The 19168-nt window shown below is 41.5% G+C and carries 17 protein-coding genes and 1 tRNA gene; 4 read left to right on the top strand and 14 right to left on the bottom strand.

Annotation, left to right across the window (positions count from 1 at the left end):
* Positions 1 to 108 precede the first annotated feature (108 nt).
* A tRNA-Glu gene (locus tag FFM63_RS02305) sits at positions 109 to 180 on the bottom strand.
* 239 nt (positions 181 to 419) lie between these two features.
* On the opposite strand from FFM63_RS02305, the gene FFM63_RS02300 reads away from it, so the two are divergent.
* The 4 genes from FFM63_RS02300 to FFM63_RS02285 all read left to right on the top strand — a co-directional run bounded on the left by FFM63_RS02300 (position 420) and on the right by FFM63_RS02285 (position 4953).
* Complete coding sequence (locus tag FFM63_RS02300; protein WP_137608730.1) at positions 420 to 1049, top strand: helix-turn-helix transcriptional regulator; 630 nt, start codon at positions 420 to 422, stop codon at positions 1047 to 1049.
* A 12-nt stretch (positions 1050 to 1061) separates the two neighbouring features.
* On the top strand, positions 1062 to 1874 hold the full coding sequence (locus tag FFM63_RS02295) for a pyruvate, water dikinase regulatory protein (RefSeq protein WP_137608729.1): 813 nt from the start codon (positions 1062 to 1064) through the stop codon (positions 1872 to 1874).
* A 135-nt stretch (positions 1875 to 2009) separates the two neighbouring features.
* Positions 2010 to 3962 carry a fructose-1,6-bisphosphatase gene (locus tag FFM63_RS02290; RefSeq protein ID WP_137608728.1) on the top strand — a complete coding sequence of 651 codons (1953 nt, stop codon included), beginning with the start codon at positions 2010 to 2012 and terminating at the stop codon, positions 3960 to 3962.
* Between the two features lie 49 nt (positions 3963 to 4011).
* The gene (locus FFM63_RS02285) at positions 4012 to 4953 is read left to right on the top strand and encodes an AEC family transporter (protein WP_137608727.1); all 942 of its coding nucleotides are present in this window, start codon (positions 4012 to 4014) and stop codon (positions 4951 to 4953) included.
* Between the two features lie 75 nt (positions 4954 to 5028).
* Here the strand turns inward: FFM63_RS02285 and glyS are convergent, their stop codons facing one another.
* The 13 genes from glyS to era all read right to left on the bottom strand — a co-directional run bounded on the left by glyS (position 5029) and on the right by era (position 19116).
* On the bottom strand, positions 5029 to 7107 hold the full coding sequence (gene glyS, locus FFM63_RS02280; protein WP_137608726.1) for a glycine--tRNA ligase subunit beta: 2079 nt from the start codon (positions 7105 to 7107) through the stop codon (positions 5029 to 5031).
* A 1-nt stretch (position 7108) separates the two neighbouring features.
* Positions 7109 to 7996, bottom strand: a complete 888-nt coding sequence (gene glyQ, locus FFM63_RS02275) for a glycine--tRNA ligase subunit alpha (RefSeq protein WP_137608725.1) — start codon at positions 7994 to 7996, stop codon at positions 7109 to 7111.
* Between the two features lie 352 nt (positions 7997 to 8348).
* A complete protein-coding gene (locus tag FFM63_RS02270; RefSeq protein WP_137608724.1) occupies positions 8349 to 9176 on the bottom strand; it encodes a histidinol-phosphatase in 828 nt (275 codons plus the stop codon).
* Between the two features lie 92 nt (positions 9177 to 9268).
* The gene (hisIE, locus tag FFM63_RS02265) at positions 9269 to 9901 is read right to left on the bottom strand and encodes a bifunctional phosphoribosyl-AMP cyclohydrolase/phosphoribosyl-ATP diphosphatase HisIE (protein WP_137608723.1); all 633 of its coding nucleotides are present in this window, start codon (positions 9899 to 9901) and stop codon (positions 9269 to 9271) included.
* A gap of 109 nt (positions 9902 to 10010) precedes the next feature.
* Entirely contained in the window at positions 10011 to 10769 is a 759-nt protein-coding gene (gene hisF / locus FFM63_RS02260; RefSeq protein ID WP_137608722.1) for an imidazole glycerol phosphate synthase subunit HisF, read from the bottom strand.
* 129 nt (positions 10770 to 10898) lie between these two features.
* The gene (hisA, locus tag FFM63_RS02255) at positions 10899 to 11618 is read right to left on the bottom strand and encodes a 1-(5-phosphoribosyl)-5-[(5-phosphoribosylamino)methylideneamino]imidazole-4-carboxamide isomerase (RefSeq protein WP_137608721.1); all 720 of its coding nucleotides are present in this window, start codon (positions 11616 to 11618) and stop codon (positions 10899 to 10901) included.
* Positions 11615 to 12241 carry an imidazole glycerol phosphate synthase subunit HisH gene (gene hisH, locus FFM63_RS02250; RefSeq protein WP_137608720.1) on the bottom strand — a complete coding sequence of 209 codons (627 nt, stop codon included), beginning with the start codon at positions 12239 to 12241 and terminating at the stop codon, positions 11615 to 11617. The genes hisA and hisH overlap by 4 nt, the downstream gene beginning before the upstream one ends.
* Before the next feature lie 181 nt (positions 12242 to 12422).
* Complete coding sequence (hisB, locus tag FFM63_RS02245; protein WP_137608719.1) at positions 12423 to 13016, bottom strand: imidazoleglycerol-phosphate dehydratase HisB; 594 nt, start codon at positions 13014 to 13016, stop codon at positions 12423 to 12425.
* Positions 13013 to 14071, bottom strand: coding sequence for a histidinol-phosphate transaminase (hisC, locus tag FFM63_RS02240; RefSeq protein ID WP_137608718.1), 1059 nt, complete (start codon positions 14069 to 14071; stop codon positions 13013 to 13015). Before hisC ends, hisB begins: the two co-directional genes overlap by 4 nt.
* Before the next feature lie 58 nt (positions 14072 to 14129).
* On the bottom strand, positions 14130 to 15452 hold the full coding sequence (gene hisD, locus FFM63_RS02235) for a histidinol dehydrogenase (RefSeq protein ID WP_137608717.1): 1323 nt from the start codon (positions 15450 to 15452) through the stop codon (positions 14130 to 14132).
* A complete protein-coding gene (gene hisG / locus FFM63_RS02230; protein ID WP_137608716.1) occupies positions 15449 to 17008 on the bottom strand; it encodes an ATP phosphoribosyltransferase in 1560 nt (519 codons plus the stop codon). The genes hisD and hisG overlap by 4 nt, the downstream gene beginning before the upstream one ends.
* Before the next feature lie 303 nt (positions 17009 to 17311).
* A complete protein-coding gene (recO, locus tag FFM63_RS02225) occupies positions 17312 to 18091 on the bottom strand; it encodes a DNA repair protein RecO (protein ID WP_137608715.1) in 780 nt (259 codons plus the stop codon).
* A 125-nt stretch (positions 18092 to 18216) separates the two neighbouring features.
* Entirely contained in the window at positions 18217 to 19116 is a 900-nt protein-coding gene (era, locus tag FFM63_RS02220) for a GTPase Era (protein WP_137608714.1), read from the bottom strand.
* Positions 19117 to 19168: the final 52 nt, after the last annotated feature.

Genomic DNA, 19168 nt, shown 5'->3' with positions numbered 1-19168 from the left:
TATTGACCATCTTCTGAAAAATTCCTGCCACACAGAGAAAAAACGGTAAAAAAAATAGAGTTGACTGACGATCCAAAAAGGCCGTCCTATCAACTCTAACTATCTTTATAACCTGTACGGGATTTGAACCCGTGCCTCCGCGCTGAGAACGCGGCGTCTTGACCCCTTGACTAACAGGTTGTCTTTTATCAACAAAAAGTATTATACTGCTAAATCTACTTTTTAGAAAGGATTTTTCCTTTATTTTTTTGAATAATCAAATATGTGTTTATTTAATCATTCATGTTGTTTATATAGTTTTTACGTGTATAATAGAATGTGTATTCACGCGTTTGTCTTTTTTAGGCAATCCGTTTGAATTACTAATGAAAAAATTAATTTTCTTTTTTTAAAAAAGGAATGCATTACTAGGAGGACCTATGAATCTATCACAAAGGCAAGAGAAAATCATCGAGGTCGTCAAACGCGATCAACCGTTGAGCGGCGAAAAAATCGCTGATCACTTAGGAATCTCACATGCTACTCTACGAACTGATCTCTCCTTCTTGACTATGGCGGGTATTTTAGAAGCCAGCCCTAAAGTTGGTTACACTTATACCGGTGTAGGCATCGAGCAGTTTTTATTTGATAAAATATTTTCCGTCAAGGTTGAAGAAATCATGTTATCTCCGTTATTGACACCGCAAGATACTTCGATCCATGATGCGATCACTAATATGTTTATGTATGATGTGGGTTCTATTTATGTAACAGATAAAGATCAACATCTTGTGGGCTTATTGTCTCGCAAAGATTTGTTGCGAGCTTCATTGAATAGCAACTTACAAAGCACACCCGTAGCGGTCGTGATGACGCGCGCGCCGCATCTACAAACTTGTACAAAAGATTACACGATTTTAGAGGCGGGCGCTGTTTTACTGGATTATCAAGTTGATTCACTGCCGGTGGTCAGCGAAGAAGATCCAAAAAAAGTTATCGGAAAAATTACGAAATCTCGAATTTTCAATTACATTATGCAGCAAGCAAAACAAACGGAAACCAATCGATAGGAGTAAAAAATAATGAAAAAAAGTGTACCTCTATATATGATCTCTGATTCAGTCGGCGAAACGTCGCTTAAATTAGTTAATGCCGTAGCGGCACAATTTCCTACGGTGGATTTTGATTTGTCTTACCGTTTTCCTTTCACTAAAGATGAAGATGAATTAACGAGTATTCTAAGCGATGCTTTAAAAGACAGCGCGATCGTAGTGACTACTTTAGTCAGCGACAATCTTACTAAAATCATTGAAGACTTTGGTGAACGGACAGGATTGCAGTATATTAATTTGATGAGTCCTTTTATGGAGATCGTCCATCAAAAAACCGGCGTTGCGCCATTGCAACAAGCCGGTGTGGTGCATAAATTAAATCAAGAATATTTTGATCGCGTAGCGGCGATTGAATTTGCCGTGAAATACGATGACGGCAAAGATGCCAAAGGATTTTTAGAAGCAGATCTTGTTTTGCTGGGGATCTCGCGGACTTCTAAAACACCTTTGAGTATGTATTTAGCAAACAAACGAATCAAAGTAGCGAATCTGCCCTTGATTCCAGAAGTGCCTTTACCTGAACAGATCAAAGCTGTGCCAAAAGAAAAACTTGTTGGGCTAATGATCGAGCCTGAAGTTCAGAAAAAAATTCGGATGAGTCGTTTGAATTCTTTAGGTCTGGCTGAAAATTCCCGCTACTCAGATATTAATCGAATCAAAGAAGAAGCCGACTATGCTTTAGGAATTTATGATGAACTAGGTGCTTTTACACTTGACGTTACCGACAAATCAATCGAAGAATCAGCGACACTGATTTGCGAATACTTAGATAACTCGCTATAAAATATGATTCAGCTAGTTGAGGTTAAAAACTCTTGTGAATAAAGCAGTTCTCAACCTCATTTTTTCTAAACCTAAAAAGAGAGTCAGCCTGCTCGATCGATCTGTGAAAAACCAATCTGAATAAGGAGTGCCTGTATGCTATCGACCCGTGAAAAATATTATCAAATGTTGGAAAAAGAATTTAGTACCAAAGAAGCGATCATGACTGAGTTGGTCAACTTAGAAGCCATCATGCATCTGCCAAAAGGAACCGAACTTTACATCAGTGATATTCATGGGGAGTTCGCCGCCTTTGATCACATCTTGCGCACTGGTGCCGGAAATATCAAAGAAAAAATCAGCTTGCTTTTTGGTGACCGCTTAACAGAACACGAAAAAGACAAATTAACGATCCTAGTTGCTTATCCGCAGCAAGCATTGTCAGATGAAGACTTCTATGCGTATCGTGATTGTTCTTGGTATCGGAAAAAGATCCGGCAATTATTAGAATTGCTGGCTTTTTGCTCAACAAAATATACACGTTCAAAAGTTCGGAAAGCGCTGCCGAAACAATATGCGTATATTATTGAAGAACTGATGTATACGGATACGAATTACACTGACAAAGCCGCTTATTTTGATCAGATCCTAGCCCACTTACTAGATTTGGAGCAAGGTAAACCGTTTATCATCGCTTTGTGTCAAAGTATCCAGCGTTTGGTATTAGATCATCTTCATGTAGTCGGTGATATTTTTGATCGCGGACCCGCTGCTGATAAAATTATGGATACTTTGTGCCAGCATCCTTCTGTCGATATCCAATGGGGCAACCACGATATTTTGTGGATGGGTGCGTATGCTGGCTCCCGCGCTTGTTTGATGACCTTGTTACGAATCGCTGCTCGTTATAATTATTTATACGAGATCGAACAGGCGTATGCTTTGAATCTCCGGCCGCTCTTCATGTATGCAGAAGAACATTATCAAAAGAATCCAATTTTTACGCCAAAAGAAAAAAATAGTGGGGAAAGTTATTCAATCGAAAGTTTAGACAGCTTGGAAAAAGTCCACCAAGCGTTGTCAGTTATTCAATTTAAATTAGAAGGTCAATTGATCAAACGACATCCTGAGTTTCAAATGAATGATCGGCTGCTGTTAGAAAAAATCGACTTCGAGCAAGAAACGATCCGGTTAGCTGGCAAAGAGTATCCATTGCAAGGCAGCTGTTTCCAAACGATCCAAAAAGATGTTCATGCGCTCACCGAACAAGAAGAATATGTAGTAGATACATTGTTGGCTTCTTTCCAACAATCAACAAAAATGCGAGAACACATGCAGCTGTTGTTAGATAAAGGCTCGATGTATTTAGTTTATAACCAGCACCTTCTGTTTCACGGTTGTCTGCCCTTAAAAGCTGATGGAAGTTTTCTGCCGCTGAACGTTGCCGGCAAGGATCACAGCGGGAAAGATCTTTTGAACTTTTTTGAAGAACAGATTCGTTCTGGTTGTCAAAGCCAGCAAAAAGATAGTTCAGCCGCTGATTGGATCTGGTATTGTTGGACGGGAAAAGTTTCACCCCAGTTTGGCAAAAGTGCCATGACTACTTTCGAGCGCTACTTTATCGCTGATAAAAAGACCCATAAAGAAATCAAAAATCCATATTATCAGTTTCGTGATACCTATGAAACTTGTCAGCTGATCTTAGAAGAATTTGCATTATATTCTCCCCACTCGCGGATTATCAACGGCCATACACCGGTGAGGGTCAAAGGTGGCGAATCGCCGATCAAAGGTGAAGGCATGCTGTTTGTGATCGACGGCGGGCTCTCTAAAGCTTATCAAAAGACGACGGGCATCGCTGGGTACTCATTGCTGAATAATTCTTACGGCTTCCAATTGGTCACCCATGATCCGTTTGAGTCGGTTGAGAATTTATTAACTAGACAAGTCGATGAAACTTCTTTGAAACGCGTGATCGATAAAGATTTGACGCGTGTCCTCATCAAGGATACGACCGTTGGCGACAGTCTCGAGGAACAAATCGAAAATTTAACCGGCTTACTGAATTATCAAGATAGAAATGAACATACGGGCGTCATCAGCAATTGATGACATCCGTTTTTTTCTGTATAGTAGACAGTAGACTTGGGGTGAAAAAATGATTTCTGCATATATCAATATCCTTTTTATTTTTGTTTTAATGTTTATCGGCTACGTTTTGACCTATAAACAGTGGTTCACAAATCAAATCGGCGACGCCTTTTCAAAATTAGTTTTACAGATCGCCTTGCCTTGCAATATGTTTTTGACGATCACCAAAAATTTTTCCCGCTCTGAATTTCTGCATCTTGTTGGCGGAATGGTGATCCCGCTTCTTTCGATGCTGTTGACTTTTGTGATCAGTTTTATCTATCGACGGATCTTCCATATCTCACCAGCTCGCAAAGGGATTTTTTCTACGATGTTCACTTGTTCCAATACGATCTTTATCGGATTGCCCATCAATTTAGCGATCTTTGGTGAACGGGCGGTTCCTTATGTCTTGCTCTATTACATCGTCAATACGACACTTTTTTGGACATTAGGAATTTATTTCATCGCTCGCGATAATCCGCAGATCGAACAAGCGACCGTCAGTTTTCATTTGATTCCGATTTTAAAGAAAATTTTTTCACCGGCACTCTTAGGCTTCTTGCTTGGCTTATGTATGGTTTTGATAAACCTGACCGTGCCAAATTCCATCGCGACATTTTTAGCCTATCTCGCGAATTTGACGACACCATTGTCAATGTTTGTAATTGGGATCATCGTCTATAATGTCGGCATTAAAAACCTGAAACTGAACAAAGATATTCTCGGTGTGCTCATCGGGCGCTATCTGATTTCGCCTTTGATCGTTTGGTCATTAGGACAATGGATCAGCGTACCGCCTTTGATGCTTTCTGTTTTTATCATTCAATCAGCTATGCCCGTCCAAAATTCTGTCCCAATTTTGGCTCGTTCCTATGACGCCGATCAAAAATTTGCAGCGTCATCCTTAGGCTATTCTGTCTTACTTTATCTCGCCTACATCCCGCTATTATTAAAATTGATCCTATAAGAAAAAACCTTTGAGTTTGCACTCAAAGGTTTTTATTATGGCACTATTTCGTAAATCAGCAGTGTTTGATTTTTCTTATTTCGTAATGATCTTATCGATACTTGCTAACGCATTGGCCATCCGCGTGATGATCGCTAATTGATTCAAGCGATTGTCGCGAATTTTTTCGTCTTCGACCATGATCATCGTGTCATTGAAATAACGTTCGATCACTGGACGCAAGTTCGTTAAAGTTTGATAATTTTCAGCCATACTTTGGTTTGCAAATTCATCTTCGGCTTCTTTTACGGCGGCATAAAGCTCTTTTTCGCTGTCATTTTCAAATAACTGAGGATCAACTTTGTAATTGATCGCGGCCGGCTCCATCTTCTTCGTCAAATTAATGACCCGCGTCAAAGCTTCCATCGTCTCTTTGAAATGTTCATCCGATAAATGCTGATCAAAGATCTGAGCTGTTTTGAAAATTTGCACTAAATCATCTTGACTTGAATCTACTACCGCATCGATGATATCGTGACGGACATTATAGATTTGCAGGCGCTGACGGATCCGGCCTTTAAAGAACTCAATGAATTCTTTTTGGTCACGGTTGAAATGGATTCCATAATCTAAGACGTCTTCATTGATCGCATCCACGATTGCTCCTTGCATATCGGTGAACGGGAAGGTCCAACCTTGTGCTTCGATGATCCGGATGATTCCATAAGTTTGACGACGCAATGCATAAGGATCATTTGAACCGCTTGGGATCATGCCTACCGCGAAGAAGCCTAATACGCTGTCCAGTTTATCAGCAATCGCTAAAACCGCTCCAATCACTGTTTTTGGCAATTCTCCGTCAGCTGACGTCGGTAAATAATGTTCACGAATCGCTGCAGCAACAGCCGGTGTCTCACCTTTTAATAAGGCATATTTTTCGCCCATGATCCCTTGCAATTCAGGAAATTCTCCGATCATATTCGTAACTAGATCAAATTTGTAGATTTCTGATGCACGTTTTAAAGTCGTTAATTCTTCCTCAGTTAATCCAACGCGTTGACCGATCACTTGACTGATTAAACCAACCCGCTGCATTTTTTCATACATGCTGCCGATTTTTTCGTGGAAAGTCACATTTTTTAATTTTTCAACGCAGTCTTCGATCGACAATTTCTTATCTTCTTCAAAGAAAAATTCGCCGTCTTCTAAACGGGCCGCTAAAACTTTTTGGTTTCCTTTAGCGACATTGTCTAATTTCACACTGTTGCCGTTACGGACTGAAATAAAATGTGGCAATAGCATTCCTGCTTGATTGCGGACTTCAAAGTAACGTTGATGTTCTTTCATCGAAGTAACTAAAACCTCTTCTGGTATCGATAAGAAACGTTCTTCAAAATCGCCGACAAAAGCGGTTGGGTATTCTACCAAATTTGTTACTTCTTCTAACAAATCAGCATCCAGATCGATGACCCATTTATTTTTTTCAGCGATCACTTCGATTTGTTCCACGATCATTTGTTGGCGTTTATGTGCGTCGGCAATTACGAATTGTTCTGCTAATTTTTCTTCATATTCACTCGGATTTGTAAGCTCGATTTGATCTCCTAAGAAACGATGGCCTTCTGTCGTCCGTCCTGTTTGAACATCCAATAATTCAAAGGGAATGACTTCATCATCTAATAAAGCCACAATCCAATGAATCGGACGGATGTATTCAAACATCGTGTCGCCCCAATGCATCATAGTTGGAAAAGTCATGCTTTTGACAACGTCTAACAATCCAGTCAAGACTTCTTTGCTTTCTTTTCCGTGGATGTATTTTGTGACATAGACATATTCGACACCGTTCAGCTCACGGAATGTGATAGCATCCGTCGTCAAGCCTTGGCCGCGAACAAATCCTTCGGCCGCTTTGCTCCAGTTGCCTTCAGCATCTAGTGCGATTTTTTTTGCGGGACCTTTGACTTCTTCTTGTACATCTTCTTGTCGATCAGGAATATTGGTTACCCGGATTGCTAACCGACGAGGCGTTGAAAAGTTTTCAATCGATTCAAAGGTCAAACTATTTTCTGCCAAAAATTTTGAGATTTTTTCTTCTAATTGTTTGATGCTTGGCCACACCACGTGGGCTGGCATTTCTTCTAAACCAATTTCTAATAATAGATTTTTCGCCATCTTATTTGCCCTCCTGATTCAATAATGGGAAGCCTAGTTTCTCACGTTCAGCTACGAAAATTTTAGCAACAGCACGCGCCATATTGCGGATCCGTGCTAAGTAGCCGGCACGTTCTGTTACAGATACCGCTCCGCGAGCATCTAACAAGTTGAACGTATGGCTGCATTTTAAAATGTAATCGTACGCAGGATGTACTAGATTTTCGTCAATACAACGTTTGGCTTCTTTTTCAAATTTATCAAAGTTTTCTAACAACATTTCTTGATTACTTTCTTCAAATGAATATTTTGAATGTTCATATTCAGGTTGTTTGAAGATCTCACCGTATTTCACACCGGCGCTCCATTCTAAATCATAAACACTATCAACCGCTTGAATGTATGAAGCTAACCGTTCCAAGCCATAAGTCAATTCAGAAGTTACTGGACGGCATTGCAGACCGCCGACTTGTTGGAAATAAGTAAACTGGGTGATCTCCATTCCGTCTAACCAAACTTCCCAACCAACACCGGCACAACCCATTGAAGGATTTTCCCAGTTGTCTTCTACAAAACGAATGTCGTGTTCCAGCGGATCGATTCCTAATAAACGCAAGCTGTCTAAATACAACTCTTGGATATTTTTTGGTGAAGGTTTCATCACTACTTGGAATTGATGGTGTTGATACAACCGGTTAGGATTTTCCCCGTAACGTCCATCAGCCGGCCTACGTGAAGGTTCCACGTAAGCCGCACGCCATGGTTCTGGCCCGATCGCCCGTAAAAAAGTATACGGACTCATTGTCCCCGCCCCTTTTTCTGTATCGTAGGCTTGCATTAACATGCAGCCATTGTCTGACCAAAATTTTTGCAACGTCAAAATCATTTCTTGTACCGTTAACTTGCTCATTTTGTTTCCTCCTGTTTGATTATTAACTTTTATTTTTCTTTTAACTCACAGAGCAGCTAGCTCATGACTCCACTGACCATACTAAAATAAAAAGTGGCGCTCGCAAAAAAAGTCCCTATGCCGAGATTCGGCATAGGGACGTATCAACGCGGTTCCACCCTACTTCCAAGCAAGAGTGCTTGGCAGCTTTAACTAAATGTGCTCACAAATGCCAACAAAATCTGTTTCCCTGTTTGGCTCCCACTATCCCAAACTCGCTGTGATCTTCCACAAATTTCTAAATTTGATCTTCGCACGTATTCAACTTGGTTCTATAATAGCGACACCGCACCCCTTTTGTCAAATCTTTCTCTTAATCAAAAGAAATCGGCTGAAAAATTCCGTCTTTTAATTGCCTTGTTGCGGTAAAACCGATTGTTTTCAATAATTTGACCGTTTCAGAAAAATGACAAGTCAATGTCGTCGTTTCATGACTGTCGCTTGTAATAATGATTGGGCATTCTCGTTGCTTCAATTGCTTCAGTAAAAAAGGATTCGGATACGGCGTCGTTCGCCAGTTGCGCGAGATCGCTCCTGTATTGATCTCCACCATTCCGTCATACGTTTGGATGATATCGATCACATCATTTAACGCCTTCAAAGCGATTGCTTGATATTTTTCACTATCTTCATCCAGCCAAGGCTGTTTTTCATTGAACTTTGTGATCAAATCAAAATGACCGACGATCTTCGCATGATTTTGATCGATGTGCTTGACCACCGTATCATAATAATCTTGGACTAGCTGCATACTATCTCCTTGATACCACTGATCCACAGTCTGCATGAGACTTTCCGGACTTTCGTCGACACTGCGAAAAACCCCTTGCCGCGGCGGAAAATAATGAACAGAGCCTACAGTGTAATCATAGCCGTCCATTGGATCCGGGCTGTAATAATCCCATTCTAATCCTGAGACGATGTTCAATTGCCCCGCTAATTGCTGCTTTAATTCATGCAATGCGGCTTGATAAGCTGCTTCATTTTGCACGCCCGGACAACTTGGATCAAAAGGTGCCGGCGAGTGACACGTAAATCCCAGATCCGTAAAACCTAAATCAATCGCTGCTTGCGCCATATCTGCTAAAGTATCTTTTCCGTCGCACCACGTGCTGTGGGTATGTGCATTTGAATAAAACATCGCTGATCCTCCTAGTTTAAATGAATCTGTTGAAAATGTGTCTGATATTTTGGCTGGCTAACTTTTCTGCCAACCAAAAATCATACTTGCAGCTACTGCATCCGTTCTTGTTTCACTTTTTTATCAACAACATGGCGGTTTGCTAATTCTTGGCGCACTTCTGCCAAATCAATCTCTCTTTCCACCATCAATACAAGAATATGATACACCAAATCAGAAATTTCAAAAACCGTTTCGTCATGATCTTCTTTCATTGCACCGATCACAACTTCCGTCGACTCTTCACCGACTTTTTTCAAAATTTTCTCAACGCCCTTTTCAAATAAATAACTAGTATAGCTGCCTTCTTGCGGCGTTTCTTTCCGATCTTTGACTAATTGATACAAAGCGTCGATCGTACTAGCCGAATCTTTGCCAAATAAAACTTCATTAAAACAGCTTTCTGCGCCAGTATGACAAGCCGGTCCCTCTTTTTTTACTTTCGCTACTAGTGCATCTTGATCGCAGTCTAATTTCAGCGATACTAGATGTTGGTAATTCCCGCTAGTTTCGCCTTTGCGCCATAACTCTTTGCGGCTGCGAGAATAAAAAGTCATCAATTGATCTTTCAACGTCAATTCATAACTTTCCTGATTCATATAGGCCAATGTCAGTACTTCATTGGTTTCCGCATCTTGAACGATCACCGGAATCAATCCTTGATCATCAAATTTTAACTTCGTCATGTTTTTCACCCCTAGTTCAAATTGGCATCCGCCTTTTGCGAAAAAATAAAAATAAATTTATTTCTAAAATAGAATGGCTTTAAAATCCTGTAAAAATCCGCTTAATAGTCTAAACGATCCGAACGGGTATCTTTGCGGCCAGCAATTGTTTTTTCAATTCTGGAATCTTCACTTCGCCATAATGGAAAATCGAGGCAGCTAAACCAGCTTCGATCTTCGGTAATTGGAACAAGTCAATAAAATCTTCACTTTTCCCAGCCCCGCCAGAAGCTACGATGGGTAACGAAGTGTTCTTGCTGACAGTTTCCAGCAGCTTGAGATCAAAGCCTTGCTTCACACCATCTGTATCCATACTGTTGATGACTAATTCGCCCGCTCCCAGCTGTTCGCCTTGACGGATCCATTCCAACGCTTCTAATCCCGTATCTTCGCGTCCGCCTTTTGCAAAAACATGCCATTGGTCACCGACACGCCGAATATCTACTGATAAAACGACACATTGGCTGCCGTAGCGTTTTGCACCTTCTTCGATCAACTGTGGCCGGCGAAGCGCACCAGAATTAATACTGACTTTATCCGCACCGCAATTCAAAACACGTTCAAAATCAGACAACGTATTGATCCCGCCGCCAACAGTCAAAGGGATGAATACTTCTGACGCCACACCTTTTAAAATATCCGTGAATAGTCCCCGCTCTTCTGCTGAAGCGGTGATGTCATAAAAGACTAACTCATCTGCGCCTTGCTCGTTGTAAAAACGCGCCAACGTCACTGGATCATTGACATCTTGCAGCCCCGCAAAATTGACCCCTTTGACAACACGTCCATCACGCACATCTAAACATGGAACGATTCGTTTTGCGATCATTAATTGTCCTCCCACTATCGTTTCTGTAAAAATACTTCCGCCTTTTTGCAAATCAGTTTGCTGAACAGTCCCGTTTTATTTCTGCATTGCAAATCAGCTGACTCAGACAAATCGGGCATAGCAGAATGATTAATACTCTTCTCTGCCTGCCGCTAGAACATCTTCTAATTTCAAACTTTCGTTATACAGTGATTTTCCGACGATCGCGCCGGAAATCCCTAACTGTTTCAACCCTTCAATATCTTTCAAAGACGCTACCCCGCCAGAAGCCACGATTTCTGCCTCTAGCTGATTGAGTTTTTGATACAGCGGCAAGTTGATCCCTTCACCGGTCCCATCGCGGGCGATCTCAGTGAAAATAATCGTTTCAGCTCCCCAAACGACTAATTGCTGACAAAATCCAAACGCATCCGTCTCTGTTTTTTCCAACCAGCCTTCGACGGCGACTTTTCCATCTTTAGCATCTACGCCGATGGCAATTTTATTTCCATATTTTTTCAGCATCGCTTGTGTAAACGCAGGATCTTTTTGAGCGATCGTTCCGAGGATAACTCGATCTACACCGGCTGATAGACAGTGTTTGATCGTTTCCTCGTCACGAATCCCGCCGCCGACTTCTACAAATAAATTTGTGTTTTCAACAATTTTTTGTGCAATTTCAAAATAGTGCAGCTTCCCCGCTTTAGCCCCGTCTAAATCAACGAGATGCAAATAATTTGCACCGGCTTGCTCAAATGACTGGGCAAAGGCAACTGGATCATCGCCAAAAACTTCTTTTTGCTGATAATCCCCTTGGTAGAGCCGAACGACTTTCTGATCCAAAAGATCAATCGCTGGAAAAATTTTCATACAGGCACCTCCGTGAAAGCTTTTAAGATATTTAAACCGACCGTTCCACTTTTTTCCGGATGAAATTGCGTGCCGAAAACATTTTTGTTTTGGACGATACCAGGGATCGAGATCCCATACTCACTGTCTGCAATTAAATGTTCTTGGCAATCTGTCGCATAATAGCTGTGGACATAATAAACAAAATCATTTTCTCCTAGTGATTTCACTAGCGGACTTTGGTGATTGTGTACGTTTAGCTTGTTCCAGCCAATCTGCGGAACTTTTAGATCGATACTCGCTTGTTCAAATGCCCCGCGCATAGAAACGATTCGTCCCGGAATCAGTCCCAGACCTGGGTGATCGCCGAATTCTTCGCTTTTATCAAACAGCAGCTGCATCCCCAGACAAATTCCTAAAAAAGGTTTGCCTGACGCTGCTAACTCTTGGATGGGCTCAACTAGTGATAATTCATCAAGTTTTTTGCGTGCATCGCCGAACGCGCCGACTCCTGGCAAAATGATCCGATCGGCGGCGGTTAATTCGGTTAGGGAACGCGTGATTTGGCATTTAACACCTAAGTACTCCAATGAACGCGCTAAACTAAACAAATTGCCCACGCCGTAATCTATAATTGCTAGCATGAATTTCCTCCTTTAGAATCATTTCAATGAACGTGATTGCTTAAGTTGACAGAAGTATCTAAATCAAAGTTGATTTATCCGTACTGTCTAAATTTTTCTAACGTCATGATTGCTTATATTTACCCTAAATTAAACTTCCTCTAACATTTTTAAACATGAATACCCCGTCAAAATTTAGTCATCAATTGATTGTTCCCTTGGTGGATGGAATTTCATCCGGAGCTTGCTGATTGACCGCAGTCGCCTCGCCTAATGCCCGGCCAAAACCTTTAAAACACGCTTCAACGATATGATGACTATTTTTTCCAGCAATTTGATGCAAATGGATCGTCGCTCCTAATTCACGCGCAAACGCGATAAAAAATTCTTCGACTAATTCAGTATCAAACTGTTGACCGATTTTTTCGCTAGGAATGTCTAACTCGACGACTGCCATCCCGCGGCCGCTGATGTCGACAGCAGTCATCACTAACGCTTCATCCATCGGCAGCAACATACTGCCGTAGCGTGTGATCCCGCGACGTTCGCCCAGACTTTCAGAAAAAGCCCGTCCAAGTGCGATGGCGATATCTTCTGTTGTATGATGCGCATCTACTTCAATGTCACCGTCACAAGTAAGCTCCAAATCAAAACGACCATGCCGAACGAACAATTCCAACATATGATCTAAAAAACCGATCTTTGTTTTGATCGTTTGCTGTCCAGTGCCGTCTATCGTCAAGGCCAGCTGAATCTTTGTTTCAGATGTTTGGCGAATCACTTCCGCTTTTCTCATACTGTCACCTCTTCTATTATTGTTGTCAAAACGTTTATCAAGCGTTCCATTTGTTCTTGTGTCCCAACCGTGATTCGTAAATACTCTTTTATGCGCGGCTGGTCGAACCAGCGGACTAAGATGTTGTTTTCTCTTAAACTAGTGAACAGCTTTTCACCTGCCACTTTTGGATGTTTCGCGAATAAAAAATTGCCTTGACTATCGGTCTGTTCAAACCCTAGTCTTGTCAACTCTTTTTTACTCCATTCTCTGACACGGATTGTTTCTTGGATTTTCTGATCTACGTAAGCTTGTTCGTGCAAGACGGCACCACCGGCTGCTTGGGTCAAACTATTGACATTGTAAGGATTCAGACTGAAGCGCAAACGATTCAGGTCTGCAATTAACTCCGCATTCCCTACACCAAAACCTAGGCGCGCACCAGCTAACTGGCGTGATTTAGAAAAAGTCCCGACTACGAACAAATTTTTATATTGATTGATCAAGGACACCATCGATTGGTTGCCGAAATCAACATAGGCTTCATCCACCACGACCAAACGATCCGGGTGGCGTGTTAAAAAGTCGCAAATTTCTTCTTGCGTCAGATAAATTCCAGTCGGTGCGTTAGGATTGGCAAAAATCACCGTTCCCTTTAATCCATCGTATTCTTTTAGTTCCAGTGAAAAATCTTTTTTCAGCGGAACAACTTGTGTCTCTACTTGATAAAGATTGCTGTAGACTTGATAAAAACCGTAAGTTACGTCAGGAAAAGCGATTCCTTTTTCCGTGAATCCTTGAAAAAGATAGGAAAGCACTTCATCACTGCCATTACCAAGAAATAGTTGTTCTTGCTTCACACCCAGATAGTGAGCCAATGGTTTGGCGACAGTTTCGACGGCGATGTCTGAATACCGATTCAACTTTTTCGCCGCTTCACTGACTGCCTGTTGCACGCTTGGCGCGGGCGGATACGGATTCTCGTTGGTATTTAATTTGATATACACCTGTTCATCTACTTGTTCGCCTGGTGTATAGGGAGTTAAATCTTGATATTTCTGATTTAAAAAGGTCATTCTTTTCCTCCTAATTCAACGCCTTTTACAAATTCATTTAAAAAAATCTCGTGTTCTGTCAGACAGATCTGTCCGCACTCTTTTTATCCTTTGCTGTAAAAGCAGGATCACTGTCTCTTCGAACTTTCATCGAACGTGCGTGACCCATCAACTCTTCGGTCTCCGCAAACAATTCGACCGCTGGGCCGACTGCTTCCAGCGCCTCTGGAGTGTAATAAAGATAGCTGCTCTTTTTAACAAAATCATCTACTGATAATGGTGAATAAAATCGTGCTGTTCCTTCAGTCGGCAAAGTATGATTCGGACCCGCAAAATAATCTCCCAAAACTTCTGGCGTATGGTGGCCTAAAAAAACACTTCCGGCATTTTCAACTTTTCCTAGTAAAGCAAATGGCTCAGCGACTGACAATTCAAGATGTTCCGGTGCGATTTGGTTGGCGATATCTGTCGCCTCTGCCAAATCTCGGACCAAAATTATTTTCCCGTTGTTTTCAATTGCGGCGGCTGCAATTTCTTTTCGCGGTAATTCAGCCAATTGCTCTTCTAGTTCTAATTGAACTTTTTCGATCAATGCTTCTTCTGTCGTTATGAGAATTGCTTGCGCTAATTTATCATGTTCTGCTTGGGCTAAAAGATCCGCTGCGATCCAGCGCGGATTGGCACTGTGATCAGCAATGATCGAAACATCACTCGGTCCGGCGATCATATCGATATCGACGGTTCCATAGACCATCCGTTTGGCCGTCGCCACATAAATATTTCCGGGACCTACGATTTTATCTACTTTCGGAATCGTCTCGGTTCCATAAGCAAGTGCCGCCACGCCTTGCGCGCCGCCGACTTTATAAATTTCATCTACTCCGGCGATTTTTGCTGCGGCCAAAATCGCAACTGGAACATTGCCTTCACTATCCGTTGGTGTCATCATAACAATTTTTTTGACTCCGGCGATTTTTGCCGGTAATACGTCCATTAACACGGTACTGGGGTACGCGGCCGTTCCGCCGGGGACGTAAACCCCAACGCAAGACAAAGGCAAGATTCGTTGACCCATTACAACCCCATTTTGCTCAGTTGAAACGAATCCTTGGCGGACTTGTTTTTGATGAAACGCAAGAATATTGGCTTTTGCTTGCTCCATCACTGCCAGCAATTCAGCCGAGACTGTTTGCAAAGCCGTTTCGATTTCTGCTTTGCTCACCGCCAATGAATCAAGTGCGACATTATCTATTTCTTCGATTAATTGATAGACCGCTTGATCGCCTCCAGCCCGTACACGCGCAATGATTTTTTGGACGATCGTGGAGACATCCGCAGTTTCAGCGTATTTCCGCGTTAAAATGTCATTTACTGAATCCTTTTGGGTGGAATAAACTCTCATAATTGTTCCCTCACCTTCTCGATCACTTTCTGGATTCTTTCCTGTTTAAAACGCCAAGTCGCATTGTTGATGATCAAACGTGCGGAAGACGGCGCAATCTCTTCGATGACTTTTAGCTCATTTTCTTTTAACGTCGTTCCCGTTTCGACAATATCAACAATCACATCTGATAACCTTAATAGCGGAGCTAATTCGATTGAACCATGTAGTTGGATCAATTCTACCGAACGCCCGCGGCCTTCATAGTATGCTCTTGTGATTTGCGGATATTTAGTTGACACACGTAAAGGGCGTGAAAAATCTTCTTCAAAATCATTGTGCGCGGCGACTGCTAAACGACAGCTGCCCATGTGAAGGTCTAAAAATTCGATCACTTCAGCTTTGCTTTCTAACAGAACATCTTTACCTACTACACCGATATCAGCGGCACCATGCTCGACATAGATCGCGACATCACTCGGCTTTACTAAAAAGAAACGCAGCTTGTTTACCTCATCGCAAAAAATCAATTTCCGATTTTCTGCAAAAACTCCTTTAGCCGCGACACCTGCTTTCGTAAACAGCTCATAGACCGCATCTCCCATTCGACCTTTAGGTAAAGCGATATTCAAATATTCAGCACTTTCACTTGCCACCGGGATCTTTTGTCCGGCATGATTCAACTTCATCCCAAAACCGATCGCTCCTTGATTTTTTCCTTGACGGCTCATTAACTGATCATATCGTCCGCCATACAAAATCGTCACGCGCGCCTCTTTTGTAAAACCTTGGAACAACAATCCGCTATAATAATCCGCATCATTCATAATTGAAAAATCTAAACGTAAATGAACTTTTTCGGCTAGATTTTTTTCTTGCAACGCTTGGTATAATTGCTTCAGCTCCTCTAAACCCGCTTGCGCTTCAGGATAACTTGCCAATAATTTTTTTGCCCGTTGATATTTCGTTTCAAAATCCCCTGACAAACGAACCAATTTGGCTAGATTTTCAGATTCTTCTTTTGCAAGTCCCGCTTTTGCAGTCAATGCATCCATGCCGTGAGAACTCTTATCCCGCAAACAATCTAATACTTTCTGGCGATCTTCTTCCGCAAAACGGTCACAGATCCCATTTAAAATCCCCATGTGAGAAAGATCCAGCGTTCCTTCGCCAACTTGAGCCAAACTTTCCCAAGCCAGTTCCAATACTTCCAGCTGATTCTCCCAAGTGATCTCATCGATGATCTCCAGACCAATTTGATAAATTTTTTGATATTCTCCCGCTTGCCGATCATGACGGTACACATCTTCTACGTAATAGACTTTCCGTGCTTTTCCGGCTGGCGTATTTTTAGCGATCGATAACGTCACATCTGGTTTCAATGCCATCGTTCGACCATCATTTCCAGTAAACGTAATAATCGATGAGTTTCTTAAAAAATTGTAGCTTTGTTGATAACTTCCATAATCTTCAAAGTTATTTAAGTGATAAGGATGGAAATGATGCTGAGTATACAACTTTCTTAGCTTTAATTCGATTTGTTCTTCAGGCCTCAATACTTCCCATAATTCTTCCATGCTCATCACTCCCAATTCTTATTAACATTCTCATTGTTGTAGATTAAAAGCGAGCTGACTTTCACCAGATAGACTGATTTACCAGCAGTTTTAACTCACAACACAAAATGCTTTTCTCATTTTTACCGTTAAAATATTATTTATTTCTAATAATATTAATTGTTTTATCATAAATTAGCAATGAAAATCTGTGGAACAACGCACTCTTTAACAAATAAAAAATCATCCCTATCGTAAAATCCCTGAAATTTTCAAAGAAAATGAGTAATAAAAAAATCTGCAGCACCGTTCAGGCTCTGCAGATTAGTTTTCATTTTTTGGTTTTAATATGTCTTGCCACTCGCTCATCTGATCAATGAATTTCTTGCTTTTCAACTGTAAGCCGATGTACTCCTCGTACAGTTGATCCAATGTTTGACGGATCGATTTTTTTGTTTCGGGTTTTAAATTGATGGTATTGATATTTTCATACGTCACACTATTGAACAAGCGCAGAAAATAGATAGCCCGCGGATCAGCATGATAGCGCCGCGGATCCAAATCCCAATGTTCTTGGCAAAGGATTCCATTATATTTTGAAGAAAAGTCAAAGGCCCCCGTCTTCTTGCCACACACACCGCAAGCCTGCCAATTCAACGAAACACCAAATCGCTGCATGATCTGCACTTCAAAAATATTCATGATCGTCTCGCCGTCTGCCCCCTCATTCATCCGCTGCAAAGCTTCCCGCGTAAATCCGTACAATGCCGGATCGTAGACATGATCTTCGATTGCGGCATCGGTCAAACCTAAAATATATGAGCCGTAAGCATTCAAAAAAATATCTTCTTGTAATTTCCGCAAAGGATGGACCTCTTTGGCACTGTTTAAAAAAGACAAGCCCTCGGTTTTCATATTTCCGATAAATACTGCTTCTGTGAAGGGCTGGATCGCTGTTTGCAAAGGATGGTTGGCACGGTGGATCCCTTTCGCAAAAAACATCACTTTGCCGGCTGATTCGGTAAATATTTTGACTAATTTGTCTTTTTCTTTATAATCACGGCTGAATAAAATGATTCCTTTTGTCTCACCGATCTGTGCCATAAACTCACCTCTCGCCATTAATTCTGGATTTAATTATTTTTTGTTCGTTCTAAATCAAACATAAAAAATTGCGCAAAGCAGAACGGGTGCACAAAAGCTCCACGAGAAATTCGTGAAGCTCTTGTTTAATAATCGTCTTTTCGGTAACCGTAATCTTGCAGATATGTTTGTTTATCTCGCCAGTCTTTTTGGACTTTGACCCATAGTTCTAAATAAACTCTATCTGCTAAAAGTGTCTCGATATCTTTACGGGCTTGTGTCCCGATGTTTTTCAGCATTTTACCACCTTTACCAATGATGATGCCTTTTTGGCTCGTTCGTTCAACAATAATGGTCGCTTGGATATGAACTTTGTCATTTTCGTCGCGCTTCATCGACTCGGTCACGACCGCTACAGAATGCGGTACTTCGTCTCTAGTTAAACTCAAAACTTTTTCTCGAATCAATTCAGAAACGATAAAGTATTCTGGATGATCGGTAATTTGATCATCAGGAAAATATTGCGGGCCTTCGTCCATTTGATCGACCAATGTTTCAAGCAGATGCTCGACATTGTTTCCTTCAGTTGCCGAAATGGGAATGATCTCTTTGAAATCCATGATCGTACGATAATCATCGATGATCGCTAACAGTTCATCTGGATGGATCGTATCGATTTTATTGATCACTAAGTAAACCGGAACTTCTTGTTTGCTTAGACGCTCCAAAATAAAGTCGTCGCCGCGGCCGCGTTTTTGATCTGCGCTAACCATGAAGATGATCCCATCAACTTCTCTAAGCGCACTATAAGCCATCTCAACCATGTAATCGCCTAGACGATGGCGCGGCTTGTGGATGCCTGGTGTATCGATAAAGATGATTTGTGCTTCCGGTATCGTATAAACACCTTGAATTTTATTTCTAGTCGTTTGCGCCTTGTCGCTCATAATGGCGATTTTTTGCCCAACGATCCGATTCAACAATGTTGATTTGCCGACATTTGGTCGACCGACGATCGCTACAAACCCTGATTTATGTTCTGACATATTCCATTCCTTCCTGATAGCAAATAAATGCTATTTTGAGTCTGCTGTCTTT

Source organism: Enterococcus pingfangensis (genome assembly GCF_005405205.1).
Taxonomy (GTDB): Bacteria; Bacillota; Bacilli; order Lactobacillales; family Enterococcaceae; genus Enterococcus_A; species Enterococcus_A pingfangensis.
The sequence above is the reverse complement of the archived record's forward strand: the minus strand, read 5'-3'. Positions and strand labels throughout refer to the sequence as shown.